The 16,153-nt window shown below is 64.2% G+C and carries 14 protein-coding genes; 8 read left to right on the top strand and 6 right to left on the bottom strand.

The features are described from left to right. Positions 1-82: 82 nt before the first annotated feature. Both AC1ECK_RS34270 and AC1ECK_RS34265 read left to right on the top strand, forming a co-directional pair. Positions 83-1,036, top strand: coding sequence for a LysR substrate-binding domain-containing protein (locus tag AC1ECK_RS34270; protein ID WP_480327349.1), 954 nt, complete (start codon positions 83-85; stop codon positions 1,034-1,036). A gap of 49 nt (positions 1,037-1,085) precedes the next feature. Continuing rightward, entirely contained in the window at positions 1,086-2,045 is a 960-nt protein-coding gene (locus AC1ECK_RS34265; RefSeq protein ID WP_480327347.1) for a substrate-binding domain-containing protein, read from the top strand. Positions 2,046-2,099: 54 nt separating this feature from the next. Here the strand turns inward: AC1ECK_RS34265 and AC1ECK_RS34260 are convergent, their stop codons facing one another. Continuing rightward, positions 2,100-4,337, bottom strand: a complete 2,238-nt coding sequence (locus AC1ECK_RS34260) for an FUSC family protein (RefSeq protein WP_480327345.1) — start codon at positions 4,335-4,337, stop codon at positions 2,100-2,102. 381 nt (positions 4,338-4,718) lie between these two features. Here AC1ECK_RS34260 and AC1ECK_RS34255 point away from each other — a divergent pair, with 381 nt between their 5' ends. Genes AC1ECK_RS34255 through AC1ECK_RS34245 form a run of 3 tightly spaced genes read left to right on the top strand, consistent with a single transcriptional unit; the run spans position 4,719 to position 8,092 of the window. Next, positions 4,719-5,186: a sugar dehydrogenase complex small subunit gene (locus tag AC1ECK_RS34255; protein WP_480327352.1), complete on the top strand. Its 468-nt coding sequence runs from the start codon at positions 4,719-4,721 to the stop codon at positions 5,184-5,186. 1 nt (position 5,187) lies between these two features. Continuing rightward, the gene (locus AC1ECK_RS34250) at positions 5,188-6,810 is read left to right on the top strand and encodes a GMC family oxidoreductase (protein WP_480327343.1); all 1,623 of its coding nucleotides are present in this window, start codon (positions 5,188-5,190) and stop codon (positions 6,808-6,810) included. Between the two features lies 1 nt (position 6,811). Beyond that, complete coding sequence (locus AC1ECK_RS34245) at positions 6,812-8,092, top strand: c-type cytochrome (RefSeq protein WP_480327341.1); 1,281 nt, start codon at positions 6,812-6,814, stop codon at positions 8,090-8,092. Positions 8,093-8,216: 124 nt separating this feature from the next. On the opposite strand, the gene AC1ECK_RS34240 is transcribed toward AC1ECK_RS34245, so the two are convergent. After that, a complete protein-coding gene (locus tag AC1ECK_RS34240) occupies positions 8,217-8,903 on the bottom strand; it encodes an HAD family hydrolase (RefSeq protein ID WP_480327339.1) in 687 nt (228 codons plus the stop codon). Positions 8,904-9,112: 209 nt separating this feature from the next. On the opposite strand from AC1ECK_RS34240, the gene AC1ECK_RS34235 reads away from it, so the two are divergent. Further along, complete coding sequence (locus AC1ECK_RS34235; RefSeq protein ID WP_480327337.1) at positions 9,113-9,691, top strand: YcxB family protein; 579 nt, start codon at positions 9,113-9,115, stop codon at positions 9,689-9,691. Here AC1ECK_RS34235 and catC read toward each other — a convergent pair. The 3 genes from catC to AC1ECK_RS34220 form a co-directional block, all read right to left on the bottom strand. Beyond that, entirely contained in the window at positions 9,668-9,958 is a 291-nt protein-coding gene (gene catC / locus AC1ECK_RS34230) for a muconolactone Delta-isomerase (protein ID WP_480327335.1), read from the bottom strand. The genes AC1ECK_RS34235 and catC overlap by 24 nt on opposite strands. A gap of 95 nt (positions 9,959-10,053) precedes the next feature. Further along, positions 10,054-10,962, bottom strand: a complete 909-nt coding sequence (gene catA, locus AC1ECK_RS34225; RefSeq protein ID WP_480327333.1) for a catechol 1,2-dioxygenase — start codon at positions 10,960-10,962, stop codon at positions 10,054-10,056. Between the two features lie 47 nt (positions 10,963-11,009). Beyond that, positions 11,010-12,167, bottom strand: coding sequence for a muconate/chloromuconate family cycloisomerase (locus AC1ECK_RS34220; protein ID WP_480327331.1), 1,158 nt, complete (start codon positions 12,165-12,167; stop codon positions 11,010-11,012). A 103-nt stretch (positions 12,168-12,270) separates the two neighbouring features. On the opposite strand from AC1ECK_RS34220, the gene AC1ECK_RS34215 reads away from it, so the two are divergent. Beyond that, positions 12,271-13,245, top strand: coding sequence for a LysR family transcriptional regulator (locus tag AC1ECK_RS34215; protein ID WP_480327329.1), 975 nt, complete (start codon positions 12,271-12,273; stop codon positions 13,243-13,245). Here the strand turns inward: AC1ECK_RS34215 and AC1ECK_RS34210 are convergent. After that, positions 13,242-14,363: a porin gene (locus AC1ECK_RS34210; protein WP_480327327.1), complete on the bottom strand. Its 1,122-nt coding sequence runs from the start codon at positions 14,361-14,363 to the stop codon at positions 13,242-13,244. The genes AC1ECK_RS34215 and AC1ECK_RS34210 overlap by 4 nt on opposite strands. 391 nt (positions 14,364-14,754) lie before the next feature. On the opposite strand from AC1ECK_RS34210, the gene AC1ECK_RS34205 reads away from it, so the two are divergent. Then, positions 14,755-16,107 (top strand): MFS transporter, encoded by a 1,353-nt coding sequence (locus tag AC1ECK_RS34205; protein ID WP_480327325.1) that lies wholly within the window; start codon positions 14,755-14,757, stop codon positions 16,105-16,107. Positions 16,108-16,153 lie beyond the last annotated feature (46 nt).

Genomic DNA, 16,153 nt, shown 5'->3' with positions numbered 1-16,153 from the left:
TAGAGCGTCAGGCGGTAGGCTAGTAGAGTCGCCGGCATCGCAAGGATGCCGGTTGTCGATTGATCCAATACAAGTGATAAATATGGAAGCAAAGTGGTTGGAAGACTTTCTTTCTCTTTCTGACACGAAGAGTTTTTCCCGCTCGGCACGCAGCCGGCATCTCACCCAATCGGCATTCAGCAGGCGAATCGTGGCGCTCGAAACGTGGATGGGCACCCGCCTCGTCGACCGCAGCGTCAATCCCATCACCCTTACGCCCGCCGGCCGGATGTTCCGCAGCCTCGCCGCCGACATCCTGCGCAGCATGCATGCCGCCCGTAATCTGGTGGGCGGCTACGAGCAATTCGCGGAAAACGATCACGTGGTGCACTTTGCGGTCGCCCACACGTTGGTCTTCACGCTGTTTCCGGACTGGCTCAAGCGCCTGACCGACGAGTTCGGCAACATCATGGCGCGGGTCCAGGCGGTCAACGTGCCGGAGGGCGTGCAGCAACTGGTGGCGGGCGACTGCGACCTGCTGATCGGCTATCACCATGCGCAATTGCCGATTGCGCTCGACCCCAATCACTTTCCTTTCCTGACCCTCGGGGTCGAGCGGATCCTGCCGGTTTCGGCTGCCGGGCCGGACGGCAAGCCGCTCTTCGAGCTGCCGGGCAAGACCGGCCGGCCTTTGCCGCTGCTCGCCTATTCGTCGGGCGCCTTCCTCGGCAATGTGGTCGAAATGCTGCTGATGAACGCGACCGAGCCGTATTCGCTGTACCGCTGCTTCGAAACCCACATGTCGGAAGCCTTGAAGGGCATGGTGGCGGCGGGCCACGGCATCGGCTGGCTGCCCGAAAGCTGCATCACCAAGGAGCTGAGCGAAGGCACGCTGGTGCGCGCCGGCTCCGATGCGTGGGCGACCGACCTCGAAATCCGCCTGTACCGGCCCGTCAAACAGCGAGGCCAGGCCGCCGAGCAGTTGTGGGCCTATATCAGCAACCAGTCGGTGGAACCGCGGATCGAGGTTTTGCCGGAGATCCTTGCGCCGGGCTAGGCTGTATCATGCCTGTGCGCTAACCATCGCGCACAGGAAAAGGAAGCCAATGGTACAGAAGACACGCCGGCGCGTGCTCGTGGCCGGCGTGCTCGCAGCAGCCGGTCTGACAGTTTCGAAAATAAGCGCGGCGGCGCCCACCGACAAGACGATCGCCCTCGTGCTGAAGTCGCTCGCGGATCCGTTCACGGTCGCCATGGCGAGCGCCGCGCAGAACTATCAGAAACACTTTGCCTCGCAGTTCGACCTGAACGTGCTCGGCACCGGCACGGAGCTCGACACAGCGAGCCAGATTCGCATGGTCGAGACGCTGATCGCGGCGCACACCAGCGCCATCGTGCTCGCGCCGACCGATTCGAAAGCGCTGGTACCGGTGGTGGCGCGCGCCGTCGACGCCGGCATCATCGTGATCGCGATCGACAATCCGCTCGACGCGGCGGCCCTCGAGGCGCTCCATCTCCCGGTGCCGTTCGTCGGCCCGGACAACCACAAGGGCGCGGCGATGGTGGCCAATTACGTGGCCGCCCGGCTCACGCGCGGCGACGAGGTCGGCATCATCGAAGGCGTGAGCACCAGCCAGAACGCGCGTCGGCGTACCGAGGGCTTCCGCAGCGCGATGAACGCGGCCGGCATGAATATCGTCGCGGTGGCGCCGGGCGACTGGGCGTACAGCAAGGGCAAGGCCGCGGCCGCGACGATGCTCGCGCAGCACCCGCGGCTACGCGCCCTGTTATGCGCCAACGACAATATGGCGACCGGCGCCGTCGACGCGGTTCGCATCGCGCGAAAAACCGGCCAGGTGTATATCACCGGCTATAACAACGACGCGGACATCAAGCCGCTGCTCGATACCGGCCGCATGCTCGCTACCGTCGACCAGTTCGCAGCGCGCCAGGCCGTGTTCGGCGTGGACGTGGCGCTCAAGGCCCTCACGGAAATGACCCGCCAGCAGGACCTGTCGCCGTTCATCGAGACGCCGTTGCAACTGGTGACGGGCGCGGGTAGCTGAGCGGGGGGGATTGAGCCATGAGCCAGGCGGAAGCGGGCTGCGCCGCACGCGCCCTCACGACAGCACCGGTTTGACGGCGCCCTCCTCCAGCCCACCGGTTTTCTCCATCAGCAAGCGGCGCAGATGCGAGACCTGGTTGACCGCGTCGGCTTCGACCAGCGACAGGTGTTGACGGGGAAACGCCTCATGCCGGGCTCCCTGCGCGCCTTCGCGCCCGCCGCGCAGTTGCGCGTCGATCTCCTGGCTGACCGCGGCAAGCCACTCGATCAGCGCCGCATCGGCCGTGGTCTTGCTGGCGGCGAAGCGCATGCGGGTCGCCGTGCCGGCCATGCGCCGCAGCAGCGCGAGCGCGGTGATCGCGGCGCGGTCGGCCAGCGAACTCTCCAGCTTCTCCAGCCGCAGGCGGTTGAACGCCTCCTCCGCGTTGTTACTCGCGAGCCCAGCGGCGCGGCGCAGCCGCTCCACTTCGGTGTCCTCGCCGCCGGCATGCCGCAGCGCGCCCATCAGATAGTCGAGGTTCGCGGCTACGGCGTCGGCGAGCCGGGTGCGGAAATCGACCGGCTCGCGGCTCGGCCAGAGCAGGAAGGTGGCGAGCAGCGAGATCGAGCAGCCGAGCACGTTGTTGCCGAGCCGGGTGAACGCGTAGCCCCACTCGCTCGCGCCGGGCGCGGCGAAGTCCGCCACCAGCACGAAGGTCGGCGTGAGGAACAGCACGAACAGGCTGTAGCTCACCGTGCGCAGCGCCATGGTGGCGCAGATCAGCGGAAACACCACCAGCGAGATACCGAGCGGCGAATGGATCGCGAGGCCGATCGCCGCCGCCAGCAGTCCTCCGGCGATGCTCCCCGCGGCCCGCTCGATGCTGCGCGGCCAGGTGCCGGCAATCGAGGGCTGCAGGATCAGCAGGGTCGCCATGGTCGCCCAGTAGCCGAACGGCACATGCAAGGCCCGCACGATCATGAAACCCACGGTCGCGGCCACGCCGACCCGGGCGGCATGACGCAGCCCGATCGACTCGAGCGACGCGTTGGCCTTGAGCATCATCCATGCGCGCGCGAGGTTGTCGAGCGCGGCTTCGAGCCAGCCGAGCTCGCGCCGCGCCGGCGCTTCGATATCGAGCGCCCCCGCGCGCAGCTTGAGCGACAGCGGCTCGCCGAGCGCCGCCTCCAGCGCGCCGGCCAGCTTGTTCAAACGACGCTGCAGCGCGGCGGGCGTGGCGCGCGGGTGGCCGCCGCGCGAGTCGCTACCGCGCGGGGTGTCCACGTTGTCCGCATTACCCTCGTGGCCCGCGCTCCGGGATTGCGCCGCAGGCTTCGCACCCGGGGCCTCGCTAACAGCACGGCCGATCCGTAGCAGCACCTCCGCGAACGCCGACAGGATGCGCGCCGCCCGCCGCGGCTCGCGCAGGGTGTGATGGCCGCGCTCGCAGGCATCGGTGACGGCGATCAGATAGCCAAACAGACGCTCGGTGTCGGCCAGCGCCAGCAGCAGATTCTCGTAGCTCTCGCGCTTGTCGACCCGCGAGTTCGGCACCTTGGCCAACACCTTGCGCGCAGTCTCCAGGGCGGTGCGCGCCTGGCCGCGATAGGTCGCCGCATGGCGCGCCCACAAGCCAAAGTCGGCGTTCTCGAGACGCAGCAGCCGCGCGCTGTCGAGCGCGATATCGGCGAGTCGCCCGTAGACCGCGCGCAGCGCCATCCGGCTTGGGCCGAACGGGTGAATGCGCCACACGGTCAGGCTAAGCACCACCGCAAACAGACACCCCGACAGGTAGATGGCAAGGAACAACAAGCCGTCGCGCAGGCTATGCATCGGCCTGTCGACCATCACCACGCAGGCGGTTGCCGCCAGAATCCCCACTTGCGCAGCCGCCGCGCCCCAGACCCGGGCGAGCGCGCCGGCCGTCGCGAACAGCAGGATCGCGGCGGTCGCGGCCAGCGTGCCGGCGCCCGAGGCGAATGCGGTGATGCCGCCGCAGAGCGTGGAGAGCAGCGCGAAGCTCAGCATCGAGGCAAACCGCATGCGGTTGGTCCCAGCCGCGTCGGCGAGGCAGGTCCAGAACGCGCCGATCGCCGCCCACGCAAACAACGGGTTGTGCAGCAGGTTGCCGAGCAGCAGCATCGCCGTGGACGCGCACGCTGCCCGCAGCCCTTCGGACAGATTCGTCTCGTCGACCGAGAACGACACCATCCACACCGGCCGGCGGCGCGACAGGGTGTCGGCGAGTGCATGCAAGCTGTTCAGACGGCGGTTGGCCGCGTGTTTCGCCTTGCGCTGGAAATGACCAAACATTGAGCCTTGACGGTGGAAACTGGGTTGAAGCGGGCTTTGACCGGCTGGATGAAAACGCCTGATAACGATTCCATCTCCGATCTTTGCAGGATTCAAGATAATACGGGTTAACCCTAGAAACAAATATGAGTTCGGCGCATGCCGGCGATGCGTTTTACCCATCCGCTGCGGACTGCGGAAGCCCGCAGTCCATTGTGCTCCCGCCCTGCACAAGCTGATCGGCGAGCAGCGATTGCGTGGCCGTTGCCGGGTTCGCAGCGCAATGAAACCGGTTCCATTTATAATCGGGCCGCAAACACCCCACACCGAGAACAACAGAGGATCATCAAATTGAACCGAGATGACTCGTCCGGCGACCGTGCCGCGCGCGCCGCGCCCTCGCTGGCGCCGGTGACATCGGCCGGCCGCCGCCAGTGGCTGCAGGGCGCGCTCGCGCTGAGCCTGGCCGGCCTCACCGGCTCGCTGACCCTGCGGGCACTGGCCGATACCGGCGCGGCCGCGCCGCTCGACGCCTTCATGACGCTCTCGCAAGCGCTGACAGGCAAGTCCGGGCTCGATCGCGAGGTCGGCGCACGGCTTCTCGCCGCGCTGGAGAAATCCGCCCCCGACCTCGCGCCGCGCTTGCCGCAACTGGCGGGAGCGCTCGCCGCCGGCTCGTCGAGCCCGCGCGACCAGGCGCTCGCGCTGCGCATCATGGAAGGCTGGTATCTGGGCACGGTCGACAACGTCGTGGTGACCTACGAAGAAGCGCTGATGTATCGCGTCGTCTCCGACACGCTGATCATCCGCTCGTACTGCCCCAACCAGCCCGGCTTCTGGGCCGCCAAACCCGTCGAAAAACAATCCTGACATGGCCGACAGTCAACAACAGAATGAGCAAGCCGACGTCGTCGTCGTAGGCTCGGGCGTGGCGGGCGCAATCGTCGCGCACCAGCTCGCCCTCGCCGGCAAATCCGTGATCCTGCTCGAAGCGGGTCCGCGCATGCCGCGCTGGCAGATCGTCGAGCGCTTTCGCAACCAGCCCGACAAGTCCGATAACTCTGCGCCGTATCCGTCGAGCGCGTGGGCGCCGCATCCCGAGTACGGCCCGCCCAACAATTATCTGATCCTGAAGGGCGAGCACAAATTCAACTCGCAATACATTCGCGCGGTGGGCGGCACGACATGGCACTGGGCCGCCTCGGCGTGGCGCTTCATGCCGAACGACTTCAAGATGCGGACGGTCTACGGCGTGGGCCGCGACTGGCCGCTCCAGTACGACGATCTCGAGCACTACTATCAACGCGCCGAAGAAGAACTTGGCGTGTGGGGTCCGTCCGATGAAGAACTCGGCTCGCCGCGCAGCCAGCCGTACCCGATGCAGCCGCTGCCGCTCTCGTACAACGAGCAGACCATCAAGAGCGCGCTCAACGGCTACGACCCGAAGTTTCATGTGGTGACCGAGCCGGTGGCGCGCAACAGCCGTCCGTACGACGGCCGCCCGACCTGCTGCGGCAACAACAACTGCATGCCGATTTGTCCGATCGGCGCGATGTACAACGGCATCGTGCACGTCGAGAAGGCCGAGCAGGCCGGCGCGAAGCTGATCGACAACGCGGTCGTCTACAAGCTCGAAGTCGGTCCGCAGAAACAGATCACGGCGGCCCTGTACAAGGACCCGCAGGGCCACGAGCATCGCGTCGAGGGCAAGTACTTCGTGCTCGCGGCGAACGGCATCGAAACGCCGAAGATCATGTTGATGTCGACCAGCCACGACTTCCCGAACGGCGTGGGCAACAGCTCCGATATGGTCGGCCGCAACCTGATGGATCACCCCGGCACCGGCGTCACGTTCTATGCGAACGAGAAGCTGTGGCCCGGCCGCGGCCCGCAGGAAATGACCTCGCTGATCGGCTTTCGCGACGGAGCGTTCCGCGCCACCGAAGCGGCCAAGAAGATCCACCTGTCGAATCTGTCGCGCGTCGATCAGGAAACACAGAAGATTTTTGCCGAAGGCAAGATGCTGAAACCCGCCGAACTCGATGCGCGGATTCGCGACCAGTCGGCCCGCTTCGTGGAGTTCGACTGCTTCCACGAAATCCTGCCCGCGCCGGAAAACCGCATCGTACCGAGCAGGACCGAGACCGACGCGATCGGCATTGCCCGCCCCGAAATCACCTACCGCATCGACGACTACGTGAAACGCGGCGCCGCGCACACGCGCGAAGTCTATGCGACGGCGGCCAAGGTGCTGGGCGGCACGGACGTGCAGTTCCAGGACGAGTTCGCGCCGAACAATCACATCACCGGCGCGACCATCATGGGCAGCGACCCGCGCAACTCGGTGGTCGACAAGGATTGCCGCACCTTCGACCATCCGAACCTGTTCATTTCCAGTAGCGCGACCATGCCGACGGTGGGCACGGTCAACGTGACGCTGACCATCGCGGCGCTCGCGCTGCGCATGGCGGACCAGTTGAAGAAGGAAGTTTGACGTGCTGACGAAAACCTTTTTCTTTCTGCTGGCCGGCGCGCTGGCCCTGCCCTCGTTCGCCCGCGCCGCTGCGGCCGATCCTGCCAACAACGCGGCGCTGATCAAACAAGGCGAGTATCTGGCGGTGGCCGGCGATTGCATGGCCTGTCACAGCACGGTCAAAGGCAAGCCGTTCGCGGGCGGCTTGCCGCTGAAGGTGCCGATGCTCGGCACGATCTATTCGAGCAACATCACGCCGGATGCGCAAACGGGTATCGGCACGTGGACGCTGGAAGACTTCGACCGCGCGGTGCGCAAAGGCGTCGCCAAGGACGGCCACAACCTCTATCCGGCCATGCCGTATGTGTCGTACGCGAAGATCAGCGATGACGACGTGAAGGCGCTGTACGCGTACTTCAAATTCGGCGTGGCGCCGGTCAACCAGCCGCAGCGTCCAAGCGACATTCCGTGGCCGCTCAACATGCGCTGGCCGCTCACGGTATGGAACTGGGTGTTCCTGAAGCAAGGTCCGTATCAGGCCAAACCGGACCAGAGCGCCACATGGAATCGCGGCGCGTATCTGGTGCAAGGCCTCGCCCATTGCAGCACCTGCCATACGCCGCGCGGCTTCGGCATGCAGGAGAAAGCGCTCGACGAAACCGGCAGTGGCTTCCTGAGCGGTTCGGTGCTGGCGGGCTGGGACGGCTATAACATCACGTCGGACCCGAACAGCGGGATCGGTTCGTGGACCCAGGCGCAACTGGTGCAGTACCTGCAGACGGGCAGCGTGTCCGGCCTCGCGCAAGCGGCCGGTCCGATGGGCGAAGCGGTGCAGCACAGCTTCTCGCAGATGAGCCATGCGGATATCGACGCGATTGCGACGTATATCCGTACCGTGCCCGCGGTCAGCAACGGCGCGTCGCAGTCGCGCTCGAGCTGGGGTGCGCCGGCAACCGACGTGACACGGCTGCGCGGTGTCGCGTTGAGCGACGAGCTCGATCCGGCACGCCTCTACCTGGGCAATTGCGCGACCTGCCATCAGGCGCACGGCCAGGGCACACCGGATGGGTACTATCCGCCGCTGTTCCATAACTCGACGGTCGGCGCATCCAACCCCGGCAATCTCGTGCAGGTCATCCTGCATGGCGTGCATCGCAAGGCGGGCGCTAGCGACGTCGGCATGCCGGCGTTCGCAACCGAGTTGTCCGATGCGCAGATCGCAGCGCTCACCAACTACGTGACGAAGCAGTTCGGCAACCCGGCAGCAACGGTAAACGCCAACGACGTGGCCAAGCTGCGCTAAGCGATTGGGCAAGGACCGCAGCGGTCCTTGCCTTGTATTGCGGGGCGGCGCTCGCTGCCCCGCTCCCTGGTTCCCCTTGCTGTCCCTGCCGCTCGTCAACCAGCATGGTGAAGAGGAAGCGCCGTTATACGCCCGTCCACTGCGCCAGCATGGCCGGCAGTTGTTCCATCTTCCCGAACACCTTGGCGACGCCGGCCTCGCGCAAGCGATCCGGGCTGCTGTGGCTGAGCCCGGCCGGGCTGTAGCCGAATACCGTCGCACCGGCTGCGACACCGGCCGTTGCGCCCGTCACCGTGTCCTCGACGATCGCGCAGCGCGTGGGGTCCACGCCCAAAGCCTGCGCGGCAGCGAGGTACACGTCAGGATGAGGCTTGCTGCGCGGCATTTCATGCCCGCTGAAGATGCGCCCGGCAAAGCACTCGAACATGCCGGTTTTCTTCAGTTGCATCTCGACCTTGTGCCGATCGGCGCCCGAGGCGACCGCAATGCGGCCATCGAGCGCTTCGTAAAGCGTCCGCACGGCCGCGGCCGCACCGCTGATTTCCACCAGTTCGCGCTCGAGCGCCGCGTTGCGGCGTTCGCGAAACTGCGTGAGCCATGTGTCCGTGATGGCGACGCCCGTATTCGCCTCGATCAGCGGCGCCTCGTCGCGCACCGTCTTGCCGATGAAAATGCGCGTGGTTTCTTCGACGCCGACCTGCCAGCCGAGTTCGCCCAGCATCTCCGCAAGCACGCGACTAGTAATCAGTTCGGAGTCGACAAGCACGCCGTCGCAGTCGAACAGGACGGCGTCGAAGGGAATAGAAAACATGGTGGCCAGCAAAAGAAGAGTCCCAAAGCGGTAGAGGATACTTCATTCAGGTTTGCAATTCAGTGCCGGCGCTCGCCAGCCTGATGCCGGATGAATTCGCAGTGTCCAGCTCTTCCCGGTTTATTTTGGAAAAGCAGGCACAGGGCGGGCGTAGCAGCGGTTGGCCTAATGTACTATTCGGTTAGGCAGCAATGCAACCGTCCACGCAAATGAACGATCGCTCAACGCGGCTCCCTTTCCATGTTTCCGTCACGTTGACGGAAGACGATTACGTCGCGGCAAACATCGTTCTGTATTCAACGGGGCGTCGAGCGAAGCGGCGACTGAAGTCTATCGGCGGCGCACTGGCAATCGGCGCGCTCGTGGGCTGGTATTGGTGGCAAACCCATGGCGACCTCGCGAATCCGTGGCCCGGCACAATCTTGTTCTTCTTTGCCGGCGCCGCGCTGACCTTCGGCATCCAGACCCTGTTCGTCCCAATGATCCTGCGGCGCGTGATGCGGCGCGCAGTCGCCTCGTTGAAAAAACGCGGCCCGATTCCGTATCTCGGCCAGCAACAGGTGACGTTCGACGCAACCGGCGTGACCGGCGAATCGAATTCGTCGTCGATACGCCTGAACTGGTCGGCTCTCACCGCGCGCGTGGACGATGCGGAACGTATTTATCTGCTCTCAGGTGGAACGGCCTTCGTGGTGCTGCCGCGCCGCGACCTCGCGCCGGCTGAGCTCGCGGCTATCGACGCTATTGTGTCGCGTCACATGCCGTCAACGGTCTCCCTCACGAATTGACGATGCATGCCGGCATAGCGCCCGCACTTCGATTTCCATATAGGGAAACAACGGCAACTGGCTCAGCACATCGTGCAATTGCGCTGGGCTTTCGACGTCGAATACGCTGATATTCGCGTAGCGGCCGGCGATACGCCACAGATGCCGCCACACTCCCTGCTCCTGCAGCTTCTGCGACATCGCCTTCTCATCCGCTTTCAGCCGGGCGGCGCGCTCCGCGTCCATGTCGGGCGGCAGATTGACAGTCATCTCTACGTGAAACAGCATCGGTTATTCCTTGTCGGTCACAACGCCCCGGCTGCGAAGCGCGCAGCCAGGGCCGATCACAATCCCAAACGCAATCAATCTGATGAATTTGCGCTTCAGGCCTCGGCGCGCAGACGCTCGACTTCGGCATCCGGCAGGTTGTCGCGCTCCTTGAACAGGGTGAAGTCGAAATCGATCAGCGCGAAACGACCTTCGACGCCATACGGCTTGCCTTCTGCTCCCTCGGCCTGCCTGAGCGCCGGCACGAGGCCATCGCGCGTCGCGAACGCAAAGTCGTCCCACAGATACGGGTCGCCGTCGATGTTGATCTGCGTAGTCAGCTTGCGAAAACCCGGCGCCGAGACGAAGAAGTGGATATGCGCCGGGCGATGCCCGTGACGGCCAAGCTGGTCGAGCAACAGTTGTGTCTGACCTTGCGGCGGCACGCTATAGCCGACCGGCACCACGCTGCGGAAGCTGTAATTGCCGCCGGCATCCGCGCGAATCGAGCGGCGCAGATTGAAGGCCGGCTGCGATTTGTCGAAGTACGAATAATTGCCGAGATGATTGGCGTGCCACACTTCAACCAGCGCATGCGCGAGCGGTTTGCCGTCTTCGCCGAGCACACGGCCGCGCATCACGAGAGTCTGGCCAGGGTCGGTACCGTCGTCGAGCCGCGCATGAGCGTCGGACACCGGCGCGCCGGCCACATACAGCGGCCCTTCGATGGTGCGCGGCGTGCCGCCCTCGATACCGGCTTTCGCTTCCGCTTCGTCGAGACGCAGGTCGAGAAAATGTTCGAAGCCGAGGCCCGCTGCCAGCAGGCCCAACTCGCCGCTTTTTCCTGCGTCGCCGAGATAGTTCAGCGCCGTCCAGAATTCGTGCGGCTGCACGTCGAGGTCTTCGATCGTATAGAACAGATCGCGCACGATGCGGTTGACGATCTGCCTCGTGCGTGGGTTGCCTTCATTGATAGCGCTGTCGTTGATCTTCTGCAGCAGCGTATCGATAGCTTGCCGGTTCATGGGGTATCTCCTTCATGCGATGTTATGGATAGCTTACGGATCATCCGTTAGCTCATGGTAATGCTTGCGCCCTTGTGCGTATCGCGCCGCAAACGGTCGATCTTGCTCCAGTCGAGCGCGATGCCGAGCCCCGGTCCTTGTGGAAGCTGCAAGGCAAAATTCTCGTAGCGCAACGATTCGGTGAGAATTTCTTCGGTCAGCAGCAACGGCCCGAACAGTTCGGTGCCCCACTTCAGTTCGTCGAAGGTGCTGAAGAGTTGCGCCGAGGCGATCGTGCCCACCGCGCCTTCGAGCATGGTGCCGCCGTACAGGTCCAGATTCGCGGCCGCGGCGATTGCCGCGACATGCGCGGCGCCGGCGAGGCCGCCCGATTGGGCGATCTTCACCGCGAATACGTCGGCGGCGCGCATGCTTGCAAGGGCAAACGCATCGGCCGGGCCATGCAGCGCCTCGTCGGCCATGATCGGCACTTGCGCCAGATCCGTCAGACGTTTGAGACCCGCGCGATTCTCCGCGGCGATCGGCTGCTCGATCAGGGTGACGCCTGCATCGGCGAAACGTTTGGCGGCCCAGATCGCTTCCGCTTCGGTCCACGCCTGATTCACATCGACACGCACTTCACCGCGTCCTTCGAGCGCCCGTTTGATCGCGACCACGTGTGCCACGTCGTCGGCTACGGCGCGCGAGCCGATCTTCAACTTGAACACGCGATGACGCTTCGCTTCGAAGACGCGCTCGGCTTCGTCGATATCGCGCTGCGTATCGCCGCTTGCAAGCGTCCACGCAACCTCGACGCTATCGCGCACCCGGCCGCCGAACAACTCGGACAAGGGCACGGCGAGGCGCTGCGCCTGGGCATCGAACAACGCGGTTTCAAGCGCCGATTTGGCAAAGCGGTTGCCCTGAAACAGAGCACGCAGCTTCGCCATGGCCGCGCCTGGGCGGGTCGCATCCATACCTTCGAGCAACGGTGCGAAGTAAGTATCGATGTTGACCTTGATACTTTCCGGGCTTTCCTCGCCGTACGCGAGACCGCCGATGGTGGTGCCCTCGCCCACGCCGGCTATGCCGTCGGCACAGCGGATGCGCACCAGCACGAGCGTCTGGCAGTTCATCGTTGCGACCGAGAGCCGGTGCGGGCGGATCGTCGGTACGTCGACGAGGATCGTCTCCACGCTCTCGATCCTGACGGGTGTTGCTATCATTCGTTGCGCTCCTGAACCGCTTTCCTGAGGCCACCATCTTAGGAACAAACTAGGGAAGCAGTCCAACACCGATTCCGACTACTTCCATACCTTAGAGGTATGCATGGAACTTCGCCAACTGCGTTACTTCATTGCGGTCGCGGAAGAAATGAACATCACGCGGGCGGCCGATCGCCTGCATATGACGCAGCCGCCGCTTAGCCGCCAGATCCAGCAGATCGAAGCGAGCGTGGGGCTCGCGCTGTTCGAACGCGGCTCGCGGCCGCTCCGCTTGACCGAGGCCGGCCGCATCTTCTATGCGCAGGCGAAGCGCCTCGTCGACGAAGCCGATGAACTCGCCCCGCTCACGCGGCGTCTTGCGCAACTGGCCGAACGCGTCGTGATCGGCTTCGTGCCGTCGACGCTGTACGGCGCGCTGCCTGCGGTGATCCGCGCGTTCCGCGAAGCCGCGCCGCATATCGAACTTTCCTTGATCGAAATGTTCACCATCGAACAACTGGGTGCGCTCAAAGGCGGCCGCATCGACGTGGGCTTCGGCCGTCTGCGCTTCGACGACGCGCAACTGGCGCGCGAAGTGCTCGTCGAAGAACGGATGATTGCCGCGCTGCCGCAAGATCATCCGCTGGCCCGGCAAAAGAAGCCGCTGACGCTCGCGGCGCTCGCGCAGGAAACCTTGATCGTCTACCCGAGCACGCCGCGGCCGAGTTATGCGGACCAGCAGCTATCGGCCATGCATGACCACGCGCTGGAGCCGAAGACGATTCATGAAGTGAGGGAATTGCAGACCGCTTTGGGTCTGGTCGCAGCGCAGGTCGGCGTGTGCCTGGTGCCGGAAAGCGTGGAAGGGTTGCGCGCGCATGGCGTGGTGTACCGGGAGATTCCGGCAGCCCATGCCGTCTCGCCGATCATCATGAGCCGCCGCTTGCAGGACGAAGCGCCGACCACCACGTTGCTTTGCTCGCTGGCGCGCAAGCTGTTCCGGGGTGGAGAGGTCCGCAGCCGCTGCGCTGCGGCGAGCCCGCCGAGCCGTCGACCTGGGCTAAGTCTCGGGCTCGACGGCTCGTCGCCATCGAACTAGAAGCGCTTGCGGATGCCGATGCGCAGTGCGACCTGATTGGGCGAACTCAAAGCTTCGAGCACCGGCGCGAGATCGGCGACGGCGCCGCCTCCGGCATGCATATAAGTTGCCGAGGCGTAGACGTCGGTGCTCTTGGAGAGGGAATAGTCCGCGCTGGCATCCAGCTCGTGATAGCGCGGCTCCTGCCCGGTCGCCGAAACATTCCCTTCGGTGTAGCTGTACGCCGCGCCTAACTGCAGCGTTGGCGTGACCATGTAACTCGCGACCACTTCACCGATGTTGAACGTCACGTGTCCATCGATCTTCGCGCCCACGCTGGGGTCGAGACCGCCGAACTGCGTGTGCGTCCAGTCGGCGCTGATCTTCGCCGCGCCGAACGTGTACGCGGCGCCGAGACCGAACACCTTGTAGCTGCTGGCAGCGAGACCATAGTTGCCGTCGACGGTATTGGCGGAGGTCCACACGCCTTCCGTGACCGCGGTGGCAGGATGGTCGATCGAGGTATACGCACCCACCAGTTGCAAGCTGCCATTCACGTATTGAAGCGCAAAGGATTTGGCGCTGTTCCGCGCAAAATCGCCGGCGACTCCGCCGAAGCTATAGGTTGCGACACCCGTTAGGCCCGCGATCGTCGGTGACACGTACTTGACGGCGTTGTTGAGGTGAAAATCGATGCCGTTGTTATCGAGGTCTCCAGGGTGCGGAAACAGAATGCCGCCAGGCAACAGGCCATTGGCCGACAGTGTGCCGATATAGTCGCCCACCTCCTCGCCTTGCCGCCCCAGCGTCACCGTGCCATAGCGGTCGCTGGACAGGCCGACGTAGGCCAGCCGGCCGAACTCCCGGCCGCCTTGACTGAACGCACCGGTGTTGACGTTGAAGCCGTTTTCGAGCCGGAAAATCGCTGCCGTGCCACCGCCAAGGTCCTCCACGCCCTTGAATCCCCAGCGATCGCCCTGCGAGATGCTGCCCTGCATCTGCAAGGCGCTCTTGCCGCCCTGATTGCTCGACCAGGTCAAGCCGTCGTCGACGATACCGTAGATCGTCACGCTGCTCTGAGCCCGAGCCCCAGCGCTAAAGAACGAGATTCCCATCAAAGCGACCAGCAGCTTCTTCACAATTTTTCCTTATATGATTTATCTGTCTTTCGTTTGCATGACGAATTAATCCGCTATCAGCCGACGCGACGAGGCGGCACTTCGACACGGCAAGACCCCGCGCCGTGAAGCGAAATTTAAGTTGGCATATTCACGGCATCAAATCAGCCAAAAACAGCGTGTGAAATAAGCGTGGCTTATTCGTGGCGCATCCGTGGCCTGTTCGTGCTCCGCCCCAACAGTGGATTCGATACCGACATGAAGCCAGTTCATAGCGTTCATTTTTGTCCTGAATTTGACCGCCTGTTTTGCCGCGCCTATCGTTCGCCCATGTTTTAACGATGTGCCTCCCCTGCCTGCCGCCGCTGGTCTCCGGCAAGCAGAAACACCAACCTCATGTGTGCCCAATGCCATGAACCCTGACGCGACAGTTACGCTTGCATCCCCTTCTGCGGTTCGCCCAATCAGTGCGGTGCGTCGTGCGGTTACGACTGCCGTGCTCGGCCAGGTGCTCGAGTGGTATGACTTTTTCCTCTACGGCACGGCCGCCGCGCTGGTGTTCGGCCGATTGTTCTTCCCGGTAGGGAACGATCCGCTGACAGGCACGATCGCCGCATTCGGCGGCTTTACCGTTGGCTTTATCGCGCGTCCGATCGGCGGCGTGCTGTGCGGCCACATCGGCGACCGTTACGGACGCAAGACAGTCATGATGCTGACCTTGCTGACCATGGGAACCGCGACCGTCTGCATGGGCCTGCTGCCGACCTACCAGCAGATCGGCCTTGCTGCGCCGGTGTTGCTCGTGCTGCTGCGCATCCTGCAAGGTCTTGCGGCAGGCGGCGAATGGAGCGGCAGCATCCTGCTGATTCATGAGAGCGCGCCCGCCTCGAAGCGCGGCGCACTCGCCGCTTGGAGTCCCGGCGGTGCGGCGTTTGGTTTCGTCCTCTCGACGCTCGCGTTCCTCCTCGCCAAGCACTTGTCGCCCGATGACTTTCAGAGCTGGGGGTGGCGCGTGCCGTTCCTTTGCAGCGCGGTTCTCGTCGCGCTCGGACTATGGATGCGCCGTTCCGTCGAGGAAAGCGCCGAGTTCGCCGAGCTCAGGGCAACGGGTCAGCACAGCCGTCTGCCGATTGCTGAAGTCCTGCGCCGTTGCCCGCGTCAGGTGCTGACGGTCTTTGGCCTGCGCTTCGGCGAAGGTGCGGCGTCGTATATCTTCTTCGCCTTTTCGATTGCGTATGGCCAGTTCATCGGTCTCAATTCGTCGTGGCTCCTCGGCGGACTGACGGTCTCCATGCTGCTGATGATTCCCGTCTCGCTGTTCACAGGACACCTGACCGACAAGGTCGGTCGAAAGCCCGTCTATCTGGTCGGCGCCATTGCGATCGTGCTGGTCGCTTACCCCTACTTTGTGCTGCTCGGCTCAGGCGAATTCCTCAAAGTGATGGCCGCCCTGATCCTCGCAAACAGCGTCACGCTCGGCATACTCGAAGGCGCTCAACCTGCCTTTATCAGTGAATTGTTGCCGGTTCATCTGCGCTTCTCGGGGCTCGGTATCGGACGTGAGATTTCATCGGTGCTCGGCGGCGGCCTGTCGCCGATGATCGCGACTGCCCTGCTCGCGCATTACCGCAGCGCGACGCCCGTCGCCCTCTACCTCGGCGTGCTCGGGCTGATTACCGTGCTGGCCACCTGCCTCGCGCCCGAGACGTTCCCCAAGGCGCTCAGGCTGCAGGCCAGACAAGGCGCTCGCGACGCCGCTCAATAGCACCGCCCAGGCGGCAACCGGAAATGCAATCGTTTCGCCAATTCAT

It is taken from the genome of Paraburkholderia sp. SSBN10T, assembly GCF_056619545.1.
The sequence above is the reverse complement of the archived record's forward strand: the minus strand, read 5'-3'. Positions and strand labels throughout refer to the sequence as shown.